This window comes from Roseomonas acroporae, assembly GCF_023223525.1.
Classification (GTDB): domain Bacteria; phylum Pseudomonadota; class Alphaproteobacteria; order Acetobacterales; family Acetobacteraceae; genus Roseomonas_E; species Roseomonas_E acroporae.
In genome coordinates this window covers 38,238-57,215 of record NZ_JALPRX010000086.1, presented here as the reverse complement: position 1 = coordinate 57,215, position 18,978 = coordinate 38,238, and the positions used below count along the sequence as shown (strand labels likewise).

General features: G+C 73.1%; 14 protein-coding genes. 8 read left to right on the top strand and 6 right to left on the bottom strand.

Annotated elements, in window-relative coordinates; all coding sequences use genetic code 11:
• Nucleotides 1-178 precede the first annotated feature (178 nt).
• The 3 genes from M0638_RS19200 to M0638_RS19190 form a co-directional block, all read right to left on the bottom strand.
• Nucleotides 179-1,144, bottom strand: coding sequence for a tripartite tricarboxylate transporter substrate-binding protein (locus M0638_RS19200; protein WP_248668620.1), 966 nt, complete (start codon nt 1,142-1,144; stop codon nt 179-181).
• Nucleotides 1,141-2,865, bottom strand: coding sequence for an acyl-CoA dehydrogenase family protein (locus M0638_RS19195; protein WP_248668619.1), 1,725 nt, complete (start codon nt 2,863-2,865; stop codon nt 1,141-1,143). Before M0638_RS19195 ends, M0638_RS19200 begins: the two co-directional genes overlap by 4 nt.
• 109 nt (nt 2,866-2,974) lie before the next feature.
• Nucleotides 2,975-4,147 carry an Mrp/NBP35 family ATP-binding protein gene (locus M0638_RS19190; protein WP_248668618.1) on the bottom strand — a complete coding sequence of 391 codons (1,173 nt, stop codon included), beginning with the start codon at nt 4,145-4,147 and terminating at the stop codon, nt 2,975-2,977.
• Between the two features lie 284 nt (nt 4,148-4,431).
• Here M0638_RS19190 and hflK point away from each other — a divergent pair, with 284 nt between their 5' ends.
• The 3 genes from hflK to M0638_RS19175 all read left to right on the top strand — a co-directional run bounded on the left by hflK (nt 4,432) and on the right by M0638_RS19175 (nt 8,809).
• Entirely contained in the window at nt 4,432-5,673 is a 1,242-nt protein-coding gene (hflK, locus tag M0638_RS19185; protein ID WP_248668617.1) for an FtsH protease activity modulator HflK, read from the top strand.
• Entirely contained in the window at nt 5,670-6,722 is a 1,053-nt protein-coding gene (gene hflC / locus M0638_RS19180; protein ID WP_248668616.1) for a protease modulator HflC, read from the top strand. Before hflK ends, hflC begins: the two co-directional genes overlap by 4 nt.
• 437 nt (nt 6,723-7,159) lie before the next feature.
• On the top strand, nt 7,160-8,809 hold the full coding sequence (locus tag M0638_RS19175) for a DegQ family serine endoprotease (RefSeq protein ID WP_248668615.1): 1,650 nt from the start codon (nt 7,160-7,162) through the stop codon (nt 8,807-8,809).
• A 303-nt stretch (nt 8,810-9,112) separates the two neighbouring features.
• On the opposite strand, the gene serB is transcribed toward M0638_RS19175, so the two are convergent.
• Nucleotides 9,113-10,024, bottom strand: a complete 912-nt coding sequence (gene serB / locus M0638_RS19170) for a phosphoserine phosphatase SerB (RefSeq protein WP_248668614.1) — start codon at nt 10,022-10,024, stop codon at nt 9,113-9,115.
• A gap of 23 nt (nt 10,025-10,047) precedes the next feature.
• Between serB and miaA the strand changes: the two genes are divergently transcribed.
• The 5 genes from miaA to M0638_RS19145 all read left to right on the top strand — a co-directional run bounded on the left by miaA (nt 10,048) and on the right by M0638_RS19145 (nt 16,732).
• On the top strand, nt 10,048-11,037 hold the full coding sequence (miaA, locus tag M0638_RS19165; RefSeq protein WP_248668613.1) for a tRNA (adenosine(37)-N6)-dimethylallyltransferase MiaA: 990 nt from the start codon (nt 10,048-10,050) through the stop codon (nt 11,035-11,037).
• Nucleotides 11,038-11,126: 89 nt separating this feature from the next.
• On the top strand, nt 11,127-12,923 hold the full coding sequence (locus M0638_RS19160; protein ID WP_248668612.1) for an acetolactate synthase 3 large subunit: 1,797 nt from the start codon (nt 11,127-11,129) through the stop codon (nt 12,921-12,923).
• A gap of 27 nt (nt 12,924-12,950) precedes the next feature.
• Nucleotides 12,951-13,475, top strand: coding sequence for an acetolactate synthase small subunit (gene ilvN / locus M0638_RS19155; protein WP_248668611.1), 525 nt, complete (start codon nt 12,951-12,953; stop codon nt 13,473-13,475).
• A 60-nt stretch (nt 13,476-13,535) separates the two neighbouring features.
• On the top strand, nt 13,536-14,555 hold the full coding sequence (gene ilvC, locus M0638_RS19150) for a ketol-acid reductoisomerase (protein ID WP_248668610.1): 1,020 nt from the start codon (nt 13,536-13,538) through the stop codon (nt 14,553-14,555).
• Between the two features lie 578 nt (nt 14,556-15,133).
• A complete protein-coding gene (locus tag M0638_RS19145) occupies nt 15,134-16,732 on the top strand; it encodes a 2-isopropylmalate synthase (protein ID WP_248668609.1) in 1,599 nt (532 codons plus the stop codon).
• 79 nt (nt 16,733-16,811) lie between these two features.
• Here M0638_RS19145 and M0638_RS19140 read toward each other — a convergent pair whose 3' ends face one another.
• Together M0638_RS19140 and M0638_RS19135 are read right to left on the bottom strand one after the other, a co-directional pair.
• On the bottom strand, nt 16,812-18,533 hold the full coding sequence (locus M0638_RS19140) for a sensor histidine kinase (protein ID WP_248668608.1): 1,722 nt from the start codon (nt 18,531-18,533) through the stop codon (nt 16,812-16,814).
• 218 nt (nt 18,534-18,751) lie between these two features.
• Nucleotides 18,752-18,970 (bottom strand): NepR family anti-sigma factor, encoded by a 219-nt coding sequence (locus M0638_RS19135; RefSeq protein ID WP_248668607.1) that lies wholly within the window; start codon nt 18,968-18,970, stop codon nt 18,752-18,754.
• Between the last annotated feature and the right edge of the window lie 8 nt (nt 18,971-18,978).

Here is an 18,978-nt window from a genome sequence, read left to right as displayed (position 1 = left end):
TCTCGCCCGGCGCATCTCCAGGCCGGGCCTTCTCGCCCCGAGGCCCCCGGAAACGCGCGGGAGCAAGGCCCGGATGCCTCGACCGCCGATGCCGGCGGAGGCCCGGGAGACCGGGCCTTCCGGCGGACGGGGCAGGCGAGGGCGGGGCAGGCGAGGGCGGGGCCCCCGCCGGCGGCCGTCAGTCGGCCCGCGCTCCGGTGTCGCGGATCACCACGGCCCAGCGTTCCGTCTCCTCGGCCATCAGCGCGGAGAGCGCGCCCGGCGTGATCGCGGATGCGATCTGCATGCCCTGGCCCTCCAGCGTGCGGCGCAGCTCCGGCTCGGCCAGGGCGCTGGCGAGGGCGGCGCGCAGCGTCTCGCGCGCGGCGGCCGGGGTCGCGGCGGGCACGACGAGGCCGAAGAAGACCGAGGCGTCGTAGCCGGGCAGCCCCTGCTCGGCGATGGTGGGCAGGTCCGGCAGCACGGGCGAGCGTTGCAGCGTGGTGACGCCGAGGGCGCGCAGCCGGCCCTCCTGCACGTGCGGCAGCGCGGTCAGCACGTCGGTGAACACCATGGCGACGTGGCCGGCCAGCGCGTCGTTCAGCGCCGGGCCGGTGCCGCGATAGGGGACGTGCTCGAAATGCGTCCCCGCCATGCGGTTGAACAGCGCGCCGGCGAGGTGCGAGGAGGCGCCGTTGCCGGAGGAGCCGAAGGAGAGCCGCTCCCCGCCCTTGTCCAGGGCGATCAGCGCCTGCACGTCGCGCGCCTGGATGTTCGGGTTCACCGCCAGCACGTTGGGGATGCGCCCGAGCGGCGCGATCGGCGAGAAGTCCTTCACCGGGTCGTAGGTCTGGCCTGGGTAGAGCGCCCTGTTGATGGCGAGCGGGCCGGAGGTGCCGAACAGCACGGTGCGCCCGTCCGGCGCGGCGCGGGCGACCGCTTCCGCGCCGACATTGCCGCCGGCGCCGGCGCGGTTCTCGACCAGCACGGTCTCGCCGAGCAGCGGGTGCAGGCTGAGGGCGAGCCGGCGGGCGATCAGGTCGGTGGGGCCGCCGGGGGCGAAGGGCACGACCAGCGTGACCGGGCGCGCGTTGCCGGCGGGCTGCGCCCGCGCGGGCAGGGCGAGGAGGAGGGGCGCGGCGAGCGCCGAGCGGCGCGCGATCATGCCGGCAGCCCCGCTTCCAGCGCCGCGGCCGCGTTGGCGAGGATCGTGGCGGCGGCCTCGGCATCCGGGTCCCCGGCCTCCAGCGGGTCGCGCGGCAGCACGCGGTGGCGCAGCACCATGGCGGCCAGGGCGGCGCGGTCCGGGTCGTTCAGGCGCGCCGCCTCCCAGGCCATCGCGGCGGCCGAGGTGAGGTGGTAGAGCGCCGAGGCGGCCTGGCGGGCCAGCGCCGGCTCCGCCTGGGCGCGCTCCGCGAGGGCCACGGCGCGGTCCAGCGCCGCGGGCGCCTCGGGCAGCGTGCCGGCATTGCCGAGCAGGCCGCGCACATGGTCGCGCAGCACCGGCAGCGCGCCCTCGCGCTGCGCGGCGCGCAGCACGTCGAGCGCCACGATGTTGCTCGTCCCCTCCCAGATGCTGCCGAGATGCGCGTCGCGCAGCAGCCGCGCGTCGGAGAATTCCTCGATGTAGCCGCAGCCGCCGCGCACCTCCATGGCGTCGCCGGTGACCATGCGCGCGTCGCGGCAGGCGCGGAACTTGATGAGCGGCGTCAGGATGCGCAGCAGCGGGTAGGCGCCATCCTCGCCGGCATCGGCGCGGCGCAGCGCGTCGGCGGTCTGGAACATCATGCTGCGCGCCTGCTCGGCGCGGACCAGCATCTTGCAAAGCTGGCGCCGCATCAGCGGCATCTCGATCAGGCGGCGGCCGAAGGCGACGCGGCGGGTGGCGATGAAGATCGCCTCCGTGGTCGCGCGGCGCATCATGCCGGCGGCGCGCACGCCGTTGGAGAGGCGGGAATTGTTGACCATGTCGGCCATCTGCCGGAAGCCCGCGCCGGGATCGCCGACGAGGTAGGCGGTCGCCCCTTCGAGGCGCACCTCGCCGCTGGCCATGGAACGGGTGCCGAGCTTGTCCTTCAGCCGCACGATCCGGTAGCGGTTGGCCGAGCCGTCCGGCAGGGTGCGCGGCAGCAGGAAGAGCGAGACGCCCTTGAGGCCGGGCGGGCCGTCCGCGCGGCGCGCGAGCACCATGGCGAGGCCGGCATCGGCGTTGGAGCAGAACCACTTGTCGCCCGTCAGCGCCCAGGTGCCGTCCGGGTTGGGCGCGGCCATGACGGCGGTGGCGCCGACGTCGGAGCCCGCGCCCTGCTCGGTCATGAACATGGCGCCCTGGCTCAGCGCGTCGAGGTCCTGGCTGGTCAGCGCGGGCAGGTAGCGGGCGACCAGCTCGGGCGCGCCGAATTTGCGCAGCGTGCGCGTCAGGCTGTCGGTCATGCTGACCGGGCAGCAGAGGCCGAATTCCGCCTGCACGAACAGGTAGGTGAGCGCGTACTTGGCGGCGGCCGGCATCGGCGCCTTCCAGCCCAGCACGCCCGCGCGGTGCGACAGGGCGGCCAGCCCGTACTCGCCGAAGGCCAGCCGCTCCATGGCGCGGTAGGCCGGGTGGTAGTCGATGCGCTGGATGTCCTCGCCGCGCCTTGTGCGCGGCTGCAGGACGGGGTGGTTGCGGTCCGCCTCGCGGGCCAGCGCGTCCAGCTCGCCGCCGGCCAGCGCGCCGAGCCGGTCGAGATGCGGCGCGAGGTGGGCGGCGAGGTCGGCCGGCAGGTAGAGGCCGGCGAGGCGCGCCAGGGTGGGGTCGGCGCGGTGGAGGTTGATGCCGAAGCTGTCGGGCACGGCCTCGGCGCCGACCGGCGGCGCGGGAGAAGGGGAGGGCGGGCGGATGTGCATGGGCGTTCCCCGGAACCTTGATCTTCCGGGGGAAGCTACTCCACGCCCTCTCCGGGTGGCTACTCCACGTTACACTCCGCGCGGCTACTCCACGTTACACTCCGCGCGGTTACTCCACGACGATGCGCGGGCCGGCGGCGGGTTCGGACACCTTCTCCCAGAGGCGCGCCGCCATGCCGGCATAGGCGCGGGCCTCCTCGCTTTCCGGCCGGGCGGCGACGATCGGGGTGCCGGCATCGGCCAGCTCGCGGATGGCGAGGCGCAGCGGCAGCTCGCCCAGGAATTCGACGCCCATGCGCGCCGCCTCGGCACGCGCGCCGCCATGGCCGAAGATCTCCGCGCGATGGCCGCAGGCGGGGCAGCAGAAGTAGCTCATGTTCTCGATCAGGCCGAGCACGGGCACGCGCACCTTCTCGAACATGCGCACGCCGCGGCGCGCGTCGATCAGCGCCACGTCCTGCGGCGTGGAGACGATGACGGCGCCGGCGAGGGGGACGCGCTGGCTCATGGTGAGCTGCGCGTCGCCGGTGCCGGGGGGCATGTCCACGACGAGGATGTCGAGCTCGCCCCACTCCACCTGGCCGAGCATCTGCTCCAGCGCGCCCATCACCATCGGGCCGCGCCAGATCATCGGCGTCTCCTCCTCGACCAGGAAGCCGATCGACATGGCCTTGAGGCCCCAGCGCGAGAGCGGGTGCAGGCGCTGCCCCTCGACCGCCGGGCGCGCATTCAGGCCGAGCATGCGGGGCAGGGAGGGGCCGTAGATGTCGGCGTCCAGCAGCCCGGTGCGCAGCCCCTGCGCGGCCAGCGCCACGGCGAGGTTGACGGCGGTGGTGGACTTGCCGACGCCGCCCTTGCCGGAGGCGACGGCGACCACGGCCTTCACCCCGGGCAGCAGCGGCGCGCCGCCGGGGCCGACGCCCTTCGGCGCGCCATGGGCGTGGCCGGGCGCCGCCTGCCCGTGCCCGCCTGCCGGACCGGACTCGCGGCGGATGCCGCCGCCGGGGGCGGGGCGATGGGCGGTGAGCACGGCCGTGGCGCTCAGCACGCCGGGCACGGCGGCGGCGGCGCGCTCGGCGGCGGCACGGAGCGGTTCCATCGTGGGCGCGCGCTCGCGCGGCACCTCCAGGGCGAATTGCACGAGGCCGTCGCGGGCGGTGAGGCCCTGCACCATCCCCGATTCGACCAGGTTCCGCCCGGATTCGGGGTCGTGCACCTGCCGCAGCGCGGTGCGCACGGCCTCCGCCAGCCCTCCGGCCGCCTCCGGTCCTGTTTCAGCCATCGCTTGAAAAACCTCTGTCTTCGACCAATATCGCGGCCGCCTCGCCGGGAGTCACCCGCCATGGTGCCCGCTCGCGCGGGCCTCGTGGCGGTGGGTTCGCGCGCCGTGGCGACGGCGTCGTCTCCGGCGTGCCGGGCGCGCCCTGCTCAGCACGGGCCGCCGGGTGCCGGAGCCCGACCCGGGTTGATATGGCCGGGCCGCGTCGCGCATGCACCCCCTCCCGCGCAGCGCCGGGTTCCGGTACGGCCGACAACGATTGGACGGGAACGGAGGCGCACGACCCGATGCCCTGGAACAACAATGGCGGCTCGAAACCGGGCGGCGGCCAGGGGGATGGTGGGCGCGGGCCCAGCCCCTGGGGCAACCCGCGCCCGGGCGGTCCCTCCGGCGGCGGCCAGTCCGGCGGCCCCTGGGGTTCGCCCGGCGGCGGCGGCCGCGGCCCCGACTTCGACGAGCTGATCCGCCAGGCGCAGGACTCCGTGCGCCGCGTGCTGCCGCGCCGCTGGGGAAGCGGCAAGGGCATCGGCCTGCTGGCCGTGCTGGTGCTGGCGGTCTGGGCGGCGAGCGGCTTCTACCGCGTGCAGCCCTACGAGCAGGGCGTGGTGCTGCGCTTCGGGCGCTTCGACCGCACCGCGCCGCCGGGCCTGAACTACCACATCCCCTGGCCGGTCGAATCCGTGATGACGCCCAACGTCACCGGCATCCGCCGCGTCGACGTCGGCTTCCGCGCCTCGGGCGACAGCCCGGTGCAGCGGCCGACCCCGGCGCGCGACGTGCTGGAGGAGAGCATGATGCTCACCGGCGACGAGAACATCATCGACATCGACTTCGCCGTGTTCTGGCGCGTCGGCGATGTGGGCCGCTACCTGTTCAGCACGCGCAACCCGGACCAGACGGTGAAGTCGGCCGCCGAGAGCATGATGCGCGAGGTGATCGGCCGCACGCCGATCCAGCCGGCGCTGACCGAGGCGCGCGCGCAGATCGAGCAGCAGGTGCGCCAGGGCGCCCAGGCGATCATGGACCAGTACAATTCGGGCGTGGAGATCCTCCAGGTCCAGCTGCAGAAGGTGGACCCGCCGGGCGCCGTGATCGAGGCGTTCCGCGACGTGCAGCGCGCCGCCGCCGACCGCGAGCGCGCCCGCAACGAGGCCGAGAGCTACCGCAACGACATCGTCCCCCGCGCGCGCGGCGAGGCGCAGCGGCTGATCCAGGAGGCGACCGGCTACCGCGAGACGCAGGTGGCGCGCGCCAACGGCGAGACGCAGCGCTTCCTCTACGTGCTCAGCGCCTACCAGCAGGCGCAGGACATCACGGTGCAGCGCATGTACCTCGAGACGATGGAGGAGATCCTGCGGCTGAACCCGAAGATCGTGGTCGATGACCGCCTGCAGGGGCTGATCCCGTTCCTGCCGCTGAACGAGGGCGGGCGCGGCGGCAGGCCGCTGCCGGCGCCGCCCGGCCAGCAGCCCGCGGTGGTCCAGCCGGCCCGGCCGGCCGCCGGCCAGGGCGGGGGGGCGACGCGATGACGCGCTCCCTCGGGCTGCTCGTGGCGCTGGCCGTGATCGTGCTGGTCGCGGCCTCGTCCCTCTTCACGGTGAACCAGACGCAGCAGGTGCTGGTGACGCAGTTCGGCCAGCCGATCCGCGTGATCCAGGAGCCGGGCCTCGCCGCCAAGGTGCCGTTCATCCAGTCCGTCACCACCTTCGACCGCCGCCTGCTCGACTTCGAGGCGCCGGGCGAGGAGGTCATCCTGGGCGACCAGCGGCGGCTGATCGTGGACAGCTTCGCGCGCTTCCGCATCACCAACCCGCTGCAGTACTACCAGACGGTCGGCGCCAACGAGGCCGGCATCCGCGCGCGCCTCTCCTCGATCATGTCCTCGGCGCTGCGCCGCGTGCTCGGCGGCGAGACCCTGATCGCGGTGCTCTCGACCGACCGGCTCAGGATCATGAACGAGATCCAGCGGCAGGTGAACGAGGAGGCGCAGCGCTTCGGCATCGAGGTGGTGGACGTGCGCATCCGCCGCGCCGACCTGCCGGAGGAGAACACCCAGGCCATCCTCTCGCGCATGCAGTCCGAGCGCGAGCGCGTGGCGCGCGAGCAGCGCGCCGAGGGCGCCGAGGTGGCGGCCCGCGTGCGCGCCTCCGCCGACCGCGAGCGGACGGTGATCCTGGCCGAGGGCCAGGCGCAGGCGGACGTGCTGCGCGGCCAGGGCGAGCAGGATGCGATCCGCATCTTCGCCAGCGCCTTCAGCAAGGACCCGGCCTTCTTCCAGTTCTGGCGCACCATGCAGGCCTATCGCACCGCCTTCAGCGAGGGCGAGACGCGGATGGTGCTGACGCCGGATTCGGCGCTGTTCCGCTACTTCCGCGAGGCGCCCGCGGTGCGCTCCAACCCGGCCGCGGCGCCGGTGCCCTCGCCGCCGCGCGTGCCGGAGCCGCCGCTGGAGCCGCGCGCGCCGCCCGTGCCGGGTGTCATCCCGCCGCTCGGCGCGCCGCCTTCCGGTGCCGCGCCGGGGACGCCCTCCCCGGCGGCGCAGCCCCCGGCGCCGGCCCCCGCCGCCACGCCGCAGTAGCGGCCGACCGCCGGAGGGGCGGGCGGCACGCCGCCCGCCCCTCGGGCTCGTCCGCGGCCGGTTTTCCGGCTCCCGCCCGTCCCCCGTTCGGTCCCCCCGACCTCTTCTCTCGACCGTTCCGGCCCCGGCCTTCCTGGCCCATGGCGCGGCGGCCCGAGCGGTGACACCATGCCCGCCGGTCGGACGGCGGCGGCCGCGGGCGATGGCGGCCGGAGCGCTCCGGCCGGGGAACCCCGCGCCGCTCCCGACGTCCGCTCGGCACGGGGCGCGGCCCGGGGATCCGCCCCGGGGTCCGCTCCCCGTCCCCCGCCCCGTGCCGGCCCCCCGGGCCGCCGGGTTCCGGCGGGCGCCGTGCCCCACCGCCAGGCCCCGGGGCGGCGTGGCGGCGGCGCGGCCCAAGCCCAACAAGCCTTCTTCCCACGCGGAGTAGCCGACTGATGCGCATCGCCATCCTGGTCCTGGCCGCGACGGCGGCGGCCGTGCCGCCCTCCGGGCTCATCACCGCCGCCCGGGCGCAGGCGCCCGTCCCGGCCCCGGCCTCCCCACCCGCCGCCCCGCCTGCCGGGCCGGCCATGAACGCGCCGCCCGGATCGGCGCCCGCCTCCAACGCGCCGGCACCGGCGCCGCTGCCCAACGCGCCCGTCTCCTTCGCGCCGCTGGCGCGGCAGCTCCTGCCGGCGGTGGTGAACATCTCGACGACGCAGGGCCTGCCCGGCGGGCGCGGCAGCGGGCCGCGCGCCGAGGGGCCGGAGGTGCCGCAGGCCCCGCCGGGCAGCCCGTTCGAGGAGTTCTTCCGCGACTTCCTGGAGCGCAACCGTCCCGGCGGGCGGGGAGGCCCCGGGGGCGGCCAGCGCGGCGAGCAGCAGCAGCCGCAGCGGCGCGGGCAGTCGCTCGGCTCCGGCTTCGTGATCGACGCCGCCGGCTACGTCGTGACGAACAACCACGTCATCAACGGCGCCGACGAGATCAACGTCATCCTGCAGGACAACACGACGATCCGCGCCGAGCTGGTCGGCACCGACGAGCGCACGGACATCGCCCTGCTGCGCATCAGGACCGACCATCGGCTGACCGCGGTGCCGTTCGGCAATTCCGACGAGGCGCAGGTCGGCGACTGGGTGATGGCGATCGGCAACCCGTTCGGCCTCGGCGGCTCCGTCACCACCGGCATCGTCTCGGCGCGCGGGCGCGACATCCGGCAGGGGATGTACGACGACTTCATCCAGACCGACGCCGCGATCAACCGCGGCAATTCCGGCGGCCCGCTGTTCAACATGCAGGGCCAGGTGATCGGCATCAACACGGCGATCTACTCGCCTTCCGGCGGCTCGATCGGCATCGGCTTCTCGATCCCCTCGAACCTCGCCCGCAACATCGTCTCGCAGCTACGCGAGAGCGGGCGGGTGCGGCGCGGCTGGCTCGGCGTCAACATCCAGCAGATGACCGACGAGATCGCGGAAAGCCTCGGCCTGCACAACAACAACGGCCGCGGCGCGCTGGTGGCGCGGGCGATGGATGGCGGCCCCGCCGCGGCGGCGGGCATCCAGAACGGCGACGTGATCCTGCGCTTCGACGGGCAGGAGGTGCGCGAGATGCGCAACCTGCCGCGCACCGTGGCCGAGACGCCCGTGGGCAAGACGGTGCCCGTGGTGGTCTGGCGCAACGGGCGCGAGCAGACCGTGCAGGTGACGGTGGCCGAACTGCCGAACGACCCGCAGCAGGCCAGCGCCGGCGGCAGCCAGCCGCAGCAGGGGCCGCGCCAGACGGAGCTGACCGGCCTCGGCCTCACGGTGGCGCCGCTGTCGCCGGAGCTGCGCGAGCGCTTCAGCCTGCGGCCGGAGCAGAAGGGCGTGGTGATTACCGAGGTGGCGCCGAACACCCCCGGTGCCGAACGCGACCTGCGCGCGGGCGACGTGATCGTCGAGGTCCAGCAGGAGCCGGTGACGACGCCGGGCGAGGTGAGCGAGCGGCTGGAACGGCTGCGGCGGCAGAACCGCGGGACGGCGCTGCTGCTGATCGAGGGGCAGGGCGGGCAGCGCTGGGTGCCGCTGCGGCTGCGCGGGGCGTCGGGCGGCAGCCCGGGCTGAGGCCCGCGCGGCGGCCCCCGCCTTGCCAACGGGGCGGGCTTCGCCTTCCCCACACCCGGACTCGCCATAGGGGAGGGCTCCGCCCTCCCCATACCCCTCCGGCGAGGGGCGCTGCCCCTTCGATCCCCGCCGGGGGCGAAGCCCCCCGGACCCCCCATCGGCTTTTCGGCGCGAGCGGTCGAACCGTCACACCCCCGAGCGAATGCGGGCCGGGGCCTCCCTATCTCCCCTTCGGGCTCCGGCGTATGGGCCCGGGGAAGGCAGCGGAGCCTTTCCGGGCGGGGCGCGGGGCGGAGCTCCGCATCACCCGCCGAACCGCTCCACGATCTCCGAGGAACGGTATCCCTGCGCGAACAGCAGCGCCCGCAGGTCGGCATGGTCCACCCTTGCCCGGGCGGCCGCCGCGACCACCGGCTTAGCCTGGAACGCCACGCCGAGGCCCGCGGCGCGCAGCATGTCGAGGTCGTTGGCGCCGTCGCCGACGGTGAGCGCGGCGGCGGGGTCGATCCCTTCCTGCTTGGCAAGCCGGCGCAGCGTCGCCAGCTTGGCGTCCCGGTCGAGGATCGGCTCGCCCACCGCGCCGGTGAGGTGACCGTTCTCGACGATCAGCCGGTTGGAGAAGTTCTCGTGGAAGCCGATCGCGGCCGCCACCCGCTCGGTGAAGTAGGAGAAGCCGCCGGAGACGAGGGCGCAGTGCGCGCCGTTGGCCCGCATGGTGGCCACCAGCGCGGCCGCGCCGGGCATCAGCCGCGTCCGCGCCCAGGTCCCGTCCAGCGCGTCCACCGGAAGCCCGCGCAGCATGCCGACGCGCTCGCGCAGCGCCGCCCGGAAGTCCAGCTCGCCGTTCATGGCGCGGGCCGTGATGGCGGCGATCCGTTCCTTCAGCCCGGCGAAGGCGGCCAGCTCGTCCAGCGTCTCGCCGACGACGATGGTGCTGTCCATGTCGGCCAGCAGCAGGCGCTTCCGGCGCGGGGCGGCGAGGCTCGGGTCCGGCTGGGCGATGGCGTCCACGGGGGCGCCGGCCAGGGCGGCGCGGGCGGCGGCGTCGGCGGCTTCGGGGGCGAGGCCGGGAAGGGCGAGGTCGGCCGCCTCGCCGGGCGAGAGCCAGTCCGGGGGGCCGGCGCCCCCGGGAGCTTCGGCCAGGGCGGCGCGGACGCGCTCCACGGTGGCGGCATCCAGCGCGCCGGGGGCGGCGATCAGGGTGAGGAGGGTCATTTGGCGCGGACCATGCCCGCCGCATGAGCGGGGCGCAATCGGGCTTGCCCTTCGCGCTGCCGGGGGCGCTCCTCGTGGCCGGGCCGACGGCGAGCGGGAAGTCCGCGCTGGCGCTGGACCTTGCCGAACGCTTCGACGGCGTTGTGATCAACGCGGATTCCATGCAGCTCTACGCGGAGCTGCGGGTGCTGACGGCGCGGCCGACGGCGGCGGAGGAGCGGCGCGTGCCGCACCGCCTCTACGGGGTGCGGCCGGCGGCCGCGGCGGCGAGCGTCGCGTGGTGGCGCGGAGAGGCGCTGGCGGCGATGGGGGCGGCGCGGGCGGCGGGGCGGCTGCCGATCCTGTGCGGCGGCACCGGGCTGTTCTTCCATTCGCTGACGCAGGGGCTTTCGGCGATCCCGGCCGTGCCGGACGCCGCGCGGGCCGAGGCGCGCGGGCTGCTGGCGGCCGAGGGCCCCGAAACCCTGCATGCGCGCCTCGCCGCGGCGGACCCGGAGACGGCCGCCCGTCTGCGGCCCGGCGACAGCCAGCGCGTGGCGCGGGCCTGGGAGGTATGGCGCGGCACGGGCAGGGGGCTGGCCGCCTGGCAGCGCGAGGGCGCCTCGACCGGCCCCGTGCCCTGGCGGCTCGCCGCCATCCTGCTCGACCCGCCGCGCGACGGATTGCGCGCGGCCATCGCGGCCCGCTTCGCCGCCATGCTGCGCCAGGGTGCGATCGAGGAGGTGCGCGGGCTGCTGGCCCAGGGCCTCGACCCGGCCCTGCCGGCGATGCGCGCTCACGGCGTGCCGGAGCTGGCGGCGCATCTCGCGGGGCGGATGACGCTGGCAGCGGCGGCGGAGCGGGCGATCCTCAACACCGGCCAGTACACGAAGCGCCAGCGCACCTGGTTCCGGCACCATGCGCTGGCCGCCCCGCCCGACATGCATATGATCCATGCGCGGTATGCGGAGGGCGCGCAATTTCAGGAAAGCGGTAGGGAGGAAATCTTCGCTTTTGTTGATTCGCGGCGTTGACGCACCGGATCGTGGCGGGTTAACCCTGCGCGCCCTGCCGCACCGCACCCAAGTGCGGGACGGCAAGTGCTGCTCGAGGAAGTGAACCGATGTCCGTGACCCCGGCCGACGCCACGACCGAAACCCCGACCCTGTCGGGCGCCGAGATCGTCCTTCGCGCGCTGAAGGAGCAGGGCGTCGAGGTCATCTTCGGCTATCCGGGCGGCGCCGTATTGCCGCTCTACGACGCGATCTTCCAGCAGAACGCGATCCGCCACATCCTGGTGCGGCACGAGCAGGCCGCGGTGCACGCGGCCGAGGGCTATGCGCGCTCCACCGGCAAGGTGGGCTGCGTGCTGGTGACCTCCGGCCCCGGCGCCACCAACGCGGTGACCGGGCTGGTGGACGCGCTGATGGACAGCATCCCCGTCGTCTGCCTGACCGGGCAGGTGCCGACGCACCTGATCGGCAACGACGCCTTCCAGGAGGCGGACACGACCGGCATCACGCGCCCCGCGACCAAGCACAACTACCTGGTCAAGCGCGTGGAGGACCTGGCGCGCACGGTGCACGAGGCCTTCTACGTGGCGCGCGCCGGGCGGCCGGGGCCGGTGGTGATCGACCTGCCCAAGGACATCCTGATCGGCAAGGGCCCCTACACCGGCGCGCCGCGCGAGGAGCACCGCTCCTACCGGCCGCAGACCGTGCCCGACGCGGGGGCGATCCGCGAGGCCGTCGCGATGCTCAAGCGCGCCGCGCGGCCGATCGCCTACACGGGCGGCGGCGTGATCAACGCGGGGCCGGAAGCCTCGGCGCTGCTGGCGGAGTTCATCCACCTCACCGGCATTCCCTGCACCAACACGCTGATGGGCCTCGGCGCCTTCCCGGGCAGCGACCCGCAATTCCTCGGCATGCTGGGGATGCACGGCACCTACGAGGCGAATCTCGCCATGCACGGGTGCGACGTGATGCTGAACGTCGGCGCCCGCTTCGACGACCGCGTGACCGGGCGGCTGGACGCCTTCGCGCCGAACTCGAAGAAGATCCATGCCGACATCGACCCCTCCTCGATCAACAAGAACGTCAAGGTGGACGTCTCGATCGTGGGCGACGCCGCCGAGGTGCTGCGCGCGCTGATCGCGGCGTGGAAGGCCGACGACACGCAGCAGGACCGGCAGGCGCTGTCGGCGTGGTGGCGGCAGATCGACGCCTGGCGCGCCCGCGACAGCCTGCGCTTCAACCAGCAGGGCACGATCATCAAGCCGCAATACGCGGTGCGGCGGCTCTACGAGCTGTGCCGGGAGACGGGGCGCGACACCTTCATCGCGACCGAGGTCGGCCAGCACCAGATGTGGGCGGCGCAGTACTTCAGGTTCGAGAAGCCGAACCACTGGATGACCTCGGGCGGGCTCGGCACCATGGGCTACGGCCTGCCGGCGGCGATGGGGGTGCAGATCGCGCACCCCGACGCGCTCTCGATCGACATCGCCGGCGAGGCGAGCATCCTGATGAACATCCAGGAGATGGCGACGCTGGCGCAGTACCGGCTGCCGGTGAAGGTGTTCATCCTGAACAACCAGTACATGGGCATGGTGCGCCAGTGGCAGGAGCTGCTGCACGGCAGCCGCTACTCCGAGAGCTACTCCGAGGCGCTGCCGGACTTCGTGCGGCTGGCCGAGGCGTTCCACGGCACCGGGCTGCGCGCCACCTGCGTCGAGGAGCTGGACGGGGTGATCCGCCGCATGCTGGAGACGCCGGGGCCGGTGATCGCCGACATCTGCGTGGACCAGAAGGAGAACTGCTTCCCGATGATCCCCTCGGGCGCCGCGCACAACGAGATGATCCTGGGCTCCGGCAATCCGGACGATCCCGTCATGATCATCGACGAAGAGACCGTGCTGGTCTGAGCGGGCGGGTCTGAGGGAATCCGGAACATGCCCGGCAACGACAAGAGCGGCTTCCGCACGGCGACGATCGGCGTGCTGGTGGAGAACGAGGCGGGCATCCTGGCCCGCGTGGTCGGCCTGTTCTCGGGGCGCGGCTACAACATCGACAGCCTGACCGTGGCGCCGGTGAACGAGGACCGGCGGCTCTCGCGCATCACCGTCGTCACCTCCGGCACGGAGATGGTGATCGAGCAGATCAAGGCGCAGCTCGACCGACTGGTGCCGGTGCACAAGGTGGCCGACCTGACGCAGGACGGGCCGCACGTCGCGCGCGAGATGGCGCTGATCAAGGTGGGCGGGAAGGGCGAGGCGCGGATGGAGGCGCTGCGGCTGGCCGACGCCTTCCGCGCCCGCGTGGTGGACGCCACCAACGAGAGCTTCGTGTTCGAGATGACGGGGTCGGGCGAGAAGCTCGACGCCTTCATCGCGCTGATGCGGCCGATCGGGCTGATCGAGGTCTCGCGCACGGGCGTGGCCGCCATCTCGCGCGGCACGGGCCGCCTCCAGGGCTGAGCGCCCGCCACGGACACGTTCGACCGGCCCCAATCCAATCTGCAAGGAAGGAGCGCAGACATGCGCGTTTACTACGACCGCGACGCCGACGTTAACCTGATCAAGGGCAAGAAGGTCGCCATCGTCGGCTTCGGCAGCCAGGGCCATGCCCATGCGCTGAACCTGAAGGACAGCGGCGTGAAGGAGGTGGTCGTCGCGCTGCGCGAGGGCTCCGCCGGCGTGAAGAAGGCCGAGGCGGCCGGCTTCAAGGTGATGACCCCCGCCGAGGCGGCGAAGTGGGCCGACGTGGTGATGGTGCTGACCCCGGACGAGGGCCAGGGCGACCTCTACCGCGAGAGCCTGCACGCCAACATGAAGGAAGGCGCGGCGCTGGCCTTCGCGCACGGCCTCAACGTCCACTTCAACCTGCTCGACCCGCGCCCCGACCTCGACGTGTTCATGATCGCGCCGAAGGGCCCGGGCCACACGGTGCGCTCCGAGTACCAGCGCGGCGGCGGCGTCCCCTGCCTCGTCGCCGTGGCGCAGAACCCCTCGGGCAACGCGCTGGAGATCGCGCTCTCCTACGCCTCGGCGGTGGGCGGCGGCCGCGCCGGCATCATCGAGACGACCTTCAAGGAGGAGTGCGAGACCGACCTGTTCGGCGAGCAGGCCGTGCTCTGCGGTGGCCTCGTCGAGCTGATCAAGGCGGGCTACGAGACGCTGGTCGAGGCCGGCTACGCGCCGGAGATGGCCTATTTCGAGTGCCTGCACGAGGTGAAGCTGATCGTCGACCTCATCTACGAGGGCGGCATCGCCAACATGAACTACTCGATCTCCAACACCGCCGAGTACGGCGAGTACGTGACGGGGCCCCGCATCATCACCGCCGAGACCAAGGCCGAGATGAAGCGCGTGCTGGACGACATCCAGACCGGCAAGTTCGCCCGCGACTGGATGCTGGAGAACAAGGTGAACCAGGCGAGCTTCAAGGCGACCCGCCGCCGCCTCGCCGAGCACCCGATCGAGCAGGTGGGCGAGAAGCTGCGCGAGATGATGCCCTGGATCAGGAAGGGCGCGCTGGTGGACAAGAGCCGGAACTGAGACGGCGACGGCGGGGCGGCGGACCCCGCCGTTCCGGGAAAAGGGGCTCCACCCTCCCCGGACCTCATCCGCTCCTGGGGAAGGCTCTGCCTTCCCCAGACCCCATCCGTCAGGGTCGGACGCACTGCGTCCGATCAGGTTCCCGGACCTCCGCCGGCGTTCTGCGGCCTCGACGGTTCCGCCGTCGGGGCCTGCTTGCGAACGGGGTTCCCAAAAGGGCTTCGCCCTTTGGTGGGAGGGGTGCAGGGGAGGGCAACGCCCTCCCTTGCTTCCGGCCCCGCGCCGGGGACAGCCCTGGCCACCGCCTTCCGCAACGATGCGTGCTTGCGGCCCGCGCCGCCGGCAGGTACATCCGGACCCGATGACCCTGCGCGCCACCCTTGCCGAGCTGAACGGGCTTTCCGCCCGCGCCGGCGCGCGCCTGCCCCTCCTCCTTCGACTTATCCGCCGACTTAACAGCCCCTGGGCGTGACGCCCGGCACGCGCTGACGCGCGCCGGCACCGTTCAGGGGACCCGAGCCGCCATCGAGGCGCCGGGGCAGGGGTTGGAACAAGTCAGAAACCGAGGAACCGCACCGATGGCCATCGAGCATCCCAGCTTCGGCAAGCTGGAAGACGACCGCATCATCTTCTTCGACACCACGCTGCGCGACGGCGAGCAGTCTCCCGGCTTCTCCATGAACCTGGAGGAGAAGCTGCGCATGGCCGAGGCGCTGGCCGATCTCGGCGTGGACGTGATCGAGGCGGGCTTCGCCATCGCCTCGCCCGGCGACTTCGACAGCGTGAAGTCGATCGCGCAGCGCTTCTCCAAGGACGGGCCGGTGGTGGCCAGCCTCAGCCGCGCGCACCAGGCCGACATCATGCGCTCGGTGGAGGCGACGAAGCCGGCGGCGCGGCCGCGCGTGCACATCGTGCTGGCGACCTCCGACCTGCACATGCGCGTCAAGCTGCGCATGAGCCGCGAGGAGGTGCTGGAGTCGATCGCCTCGTCCGTCGGGCTGGCGCGCAACCACGCGGCGGACGTGGAGTGGAGCGCCGAGGACGGCAGCCGCTCCGACATCGACTTCCTGTGCCGCTGCGTCGAGACCGCGATCCGGGCCGGCGCGACGACGATCAACATCCCCGACACGGTCGGCTACTCCATGCCGGAGGACATCGCCGCGATCTTCCGCGCGCTGCGCGAGCGCGTGCCGGGGGCGGAGAAGGTGATCTTCTCGGCGCACAACCACAACGACCTCGGCATGGCGGTGGCCAACACGCTGGCCGCGGTGCGGGCGGGCGTGCGGCAGATCGAGAGCACGATCAACGGCATCGGCGAACGCGCCGGCAACGCCTCGCTGGAGGAGGTGGCGATGGCGCTGCGCACGCGGCGCGACGTGCTGCCCTTCCGCAGCAACATCGTCACCACCAGCCTGCTCAGGACCAGCAAGCTGCTGGCCACCATCACCGGCTTCGACGTGCAGCCGAACAAGGCGATCGTCGGCCGCAACGCCTTCGCGCACGAATCCGGCATCCACCAGGACGGCGTGCTGAAGGACGCCTCCACCTACGAGATCATGACGCCCGAGAGCGTCGGCTGGACCACCAACTCGCTGGTGCTGGGCAAGCATTCCGGCCGTGCCGCCTTCCGCGACAAGCTGCGCGCGCTGGGCTATCCGGAGATCGGCGACAACCAGCTCAACGACGCCTTCCGCCGCTTCAAGGACATCGCCGACCGCAAGAAGGTGGTCTACGACGAGGACGTGGCGGCGCTGGTGGACGACGAGGTGCTGCGCGCGCATGACCGCGTGAAGCTGGTCGGGCTGACCGTCGCGACCGGCCTCAACACCCGCCCCATGGCGACGCTGAAGCTGGAGATCGACGGCGAGGAGCGCGAGGGCATGGCGGTCGGCGACGGCGCCGTGGACGCCACCTTCAACGCCATCCGCCAGGTCTTCCCGCACGAGGTGGCGCTGAAGCTCTACGCCGTGCAGTCGATCACCGGCGGCACCGACGCGCAGGCGCGGGTGACGGTGCGCTTCGAGGAGCACGGCAAGCTGGTGGACGGGCAGGGCTCCGACACCGACACCATCGTGGCTTCCGCCCGTGCCTACGTGCACGCGCTGAACAAGCTGCTGGTCAAGCGCGAGCGGACGGCGCCGGCCGAGATCGTGCCGTCGCGCCAGCCGGCGGCGTAGGACAGGCCGCGGGCGGGGCGGGAACGCCTCGCCCGCCTCGGATACCCGCGTGAAGCCGGGACCGTTCCCGCCCGACAGATCAGGCGGGAACGGTCCCGGCGGCAATTCCGGAAGGCTTCAGCGTGGCCGGGCGCATCACCGGCGCACGCAGCGGGAAGTCCAGCCGCACGGTGGTGCCGGCATCGCTCTCCACCGAGAGGGTACCGCCGAGCTGCCGGGCCAGGCCGCGCACGAGCTGGCCGCCGAGGCCGCGCTTCTGGGTCATCTCGGCCGGCGGCACGCCGATGCCGTCATCGCGGATGCAGAGGCGTGCCTTGTCGTCCGCGGTGGTGAGGGTGACCGAGAGCGTGCCGCGCCTGCCGTTGGGGAAGGCGAATTTCAGCGCGTTGCTCACGGCCTCGGTGATGACCAGCGCCAGCGGCACCGCCTGGTCGGAGGAGATCCGCAGGGCAGGGGCCGCGATGCGCAGCGAGACGCGCTCGTCCGGCCGCTCGCCCATCGCCTGGAAGAGCTGGTCGGTCAGCTCCTCCAGGAAGGCGCGCAGGTCGATGGTCTCGTGGTCGTGGTGCGCGTAGAGGTGGCGGTGCAGCGTGGCGAGCGCCCGCACGCGGTCGCGCGCCGCCTCGAACTCCTTGCGCGCGCCGGGCTCGCGGATGCGCTGCGACTGCAGGTTCAGGAGAGAGCTGACGACCTGCAGGTTGTTCTTCACCCGGTGATGGATCTCGGCCAGCAGCAGGTCGCGCTGCTCCAGGGTGTGGCGCAGCTCCGCCTCGTGGGTGGCGAGGCTTTCCGTGGCGCGGCGGAAGGTGTCGGCGACGTCGCGCACCTCGACCGGCAGGCCGGCGAGGTCGTCTTCCGTCAGGTTGCCGCCGCTCTCGCGCCAGCGGATCAGCGCCGCGCGGAGCTGCTGCAGCGGCTGCATGATGGTGCAGCGCGCCCCGATCGCCACCGCGGCGAGGCAGAGCGAGAACAGGGCCGTCAACTCCGCGATGCGCTTCCACCCCTCGAGGCGGGCGTTGCTCAGCGCCTCCGTCGCCGGCTGGCCGACGAGCAGGATCAGATCGCGCCCGAGGCGTGCCGGGGCGAGCAGGAGCGAGCCGGCCTCGGAAGTGAGATGGATGGTATGCCCGGCCTGCACCTGGTCGCGCTGCTCGTCGTCGAGGGCGAGGTTCAGGGTGGTCGGCGCGAGAGGGCGGACCGTGCCGTCGCCCCCGAGCAGCCAGAGCCTGGGCTGGTCCTCCCCCTCGTTGCCCGGCTGGCCGAGGAAGTGCTGCAACGGGGTGGCGGCGACCACGGCGCCGGCGAAGTCGCCCGAGCCGTCGACGCGCGGCTGGGCGGTGAGCAGGGTGGGAGCCACGTGATCCATGGTGGTCACGCCGCTGATGGTGAACTCCCGGCGGCTGCGGAGCTCGGCGAACCAGGGCGTGTCGCCGAGGCGATCAGGGATGGCGTCGCCCCTCGAAGCGCAGTGCACGACGCCATCGGCATCCAGCACGCTCACGGATTGGTAGCGGTCGGATTCGATCGGTCCGAGTCGGCCGAGGAGGCGGGAACAGGCTGCCGGATCGGACGGCAGCGTGATCGCCAGGACACCGAGCAGCTGACGCGAGGCCTCGATGACGGCGGCATGGCGGGCGCCGGCAGCGTCGCGCTCCAGTTCCACGCGGTGCTCGAAATCCCGCAGCGCGTCTTGATAGGCGCCGATCGCGTTGGCGACGACGACCACCGCGACCGGCAGCAGCGCGAGCAGGAGCAGGGCCAGTAACCGACCACGGATCGATGCCGGCAACAGGCGTTGCATGGAAAGGCTACCTTCCTTTCCGCTTCAGCGAGGCAACTGGACGGGCAGGCGACACCGTCCGACTATGTGGATTCGATCAGGCAACACGTTCTCGCCGCAACCATGATGACAGGGCGCGGCAAGCCGATGCCGGCCCGAAGCAGGAAGCCGGCCTTCCTCCCACTGCGGGAAAGAGCGGCAGGGATCATCCTGCAGTCCGGTCCGCCGTCGGGGCCGGCCTAGCTCTTGCGCCGATTCCGGTCTTCCTCGATCAGCCGCAGCAACTCGTCCGGCACCGGTTCCGCCGCCACGTCATCATAGAGTTGATGCAGGCCCTTGCGCAGCCAGATATCGAAGGCCGCGTCGACACCCTCGGTCTCCTCGGGCGGCTCAACGTCCTGCGGGGGCGTCTTGCGACGCCCGCCCTTGCCTCTCGCCTTGGGGTCAGTGTCATTCATCGCCTTGG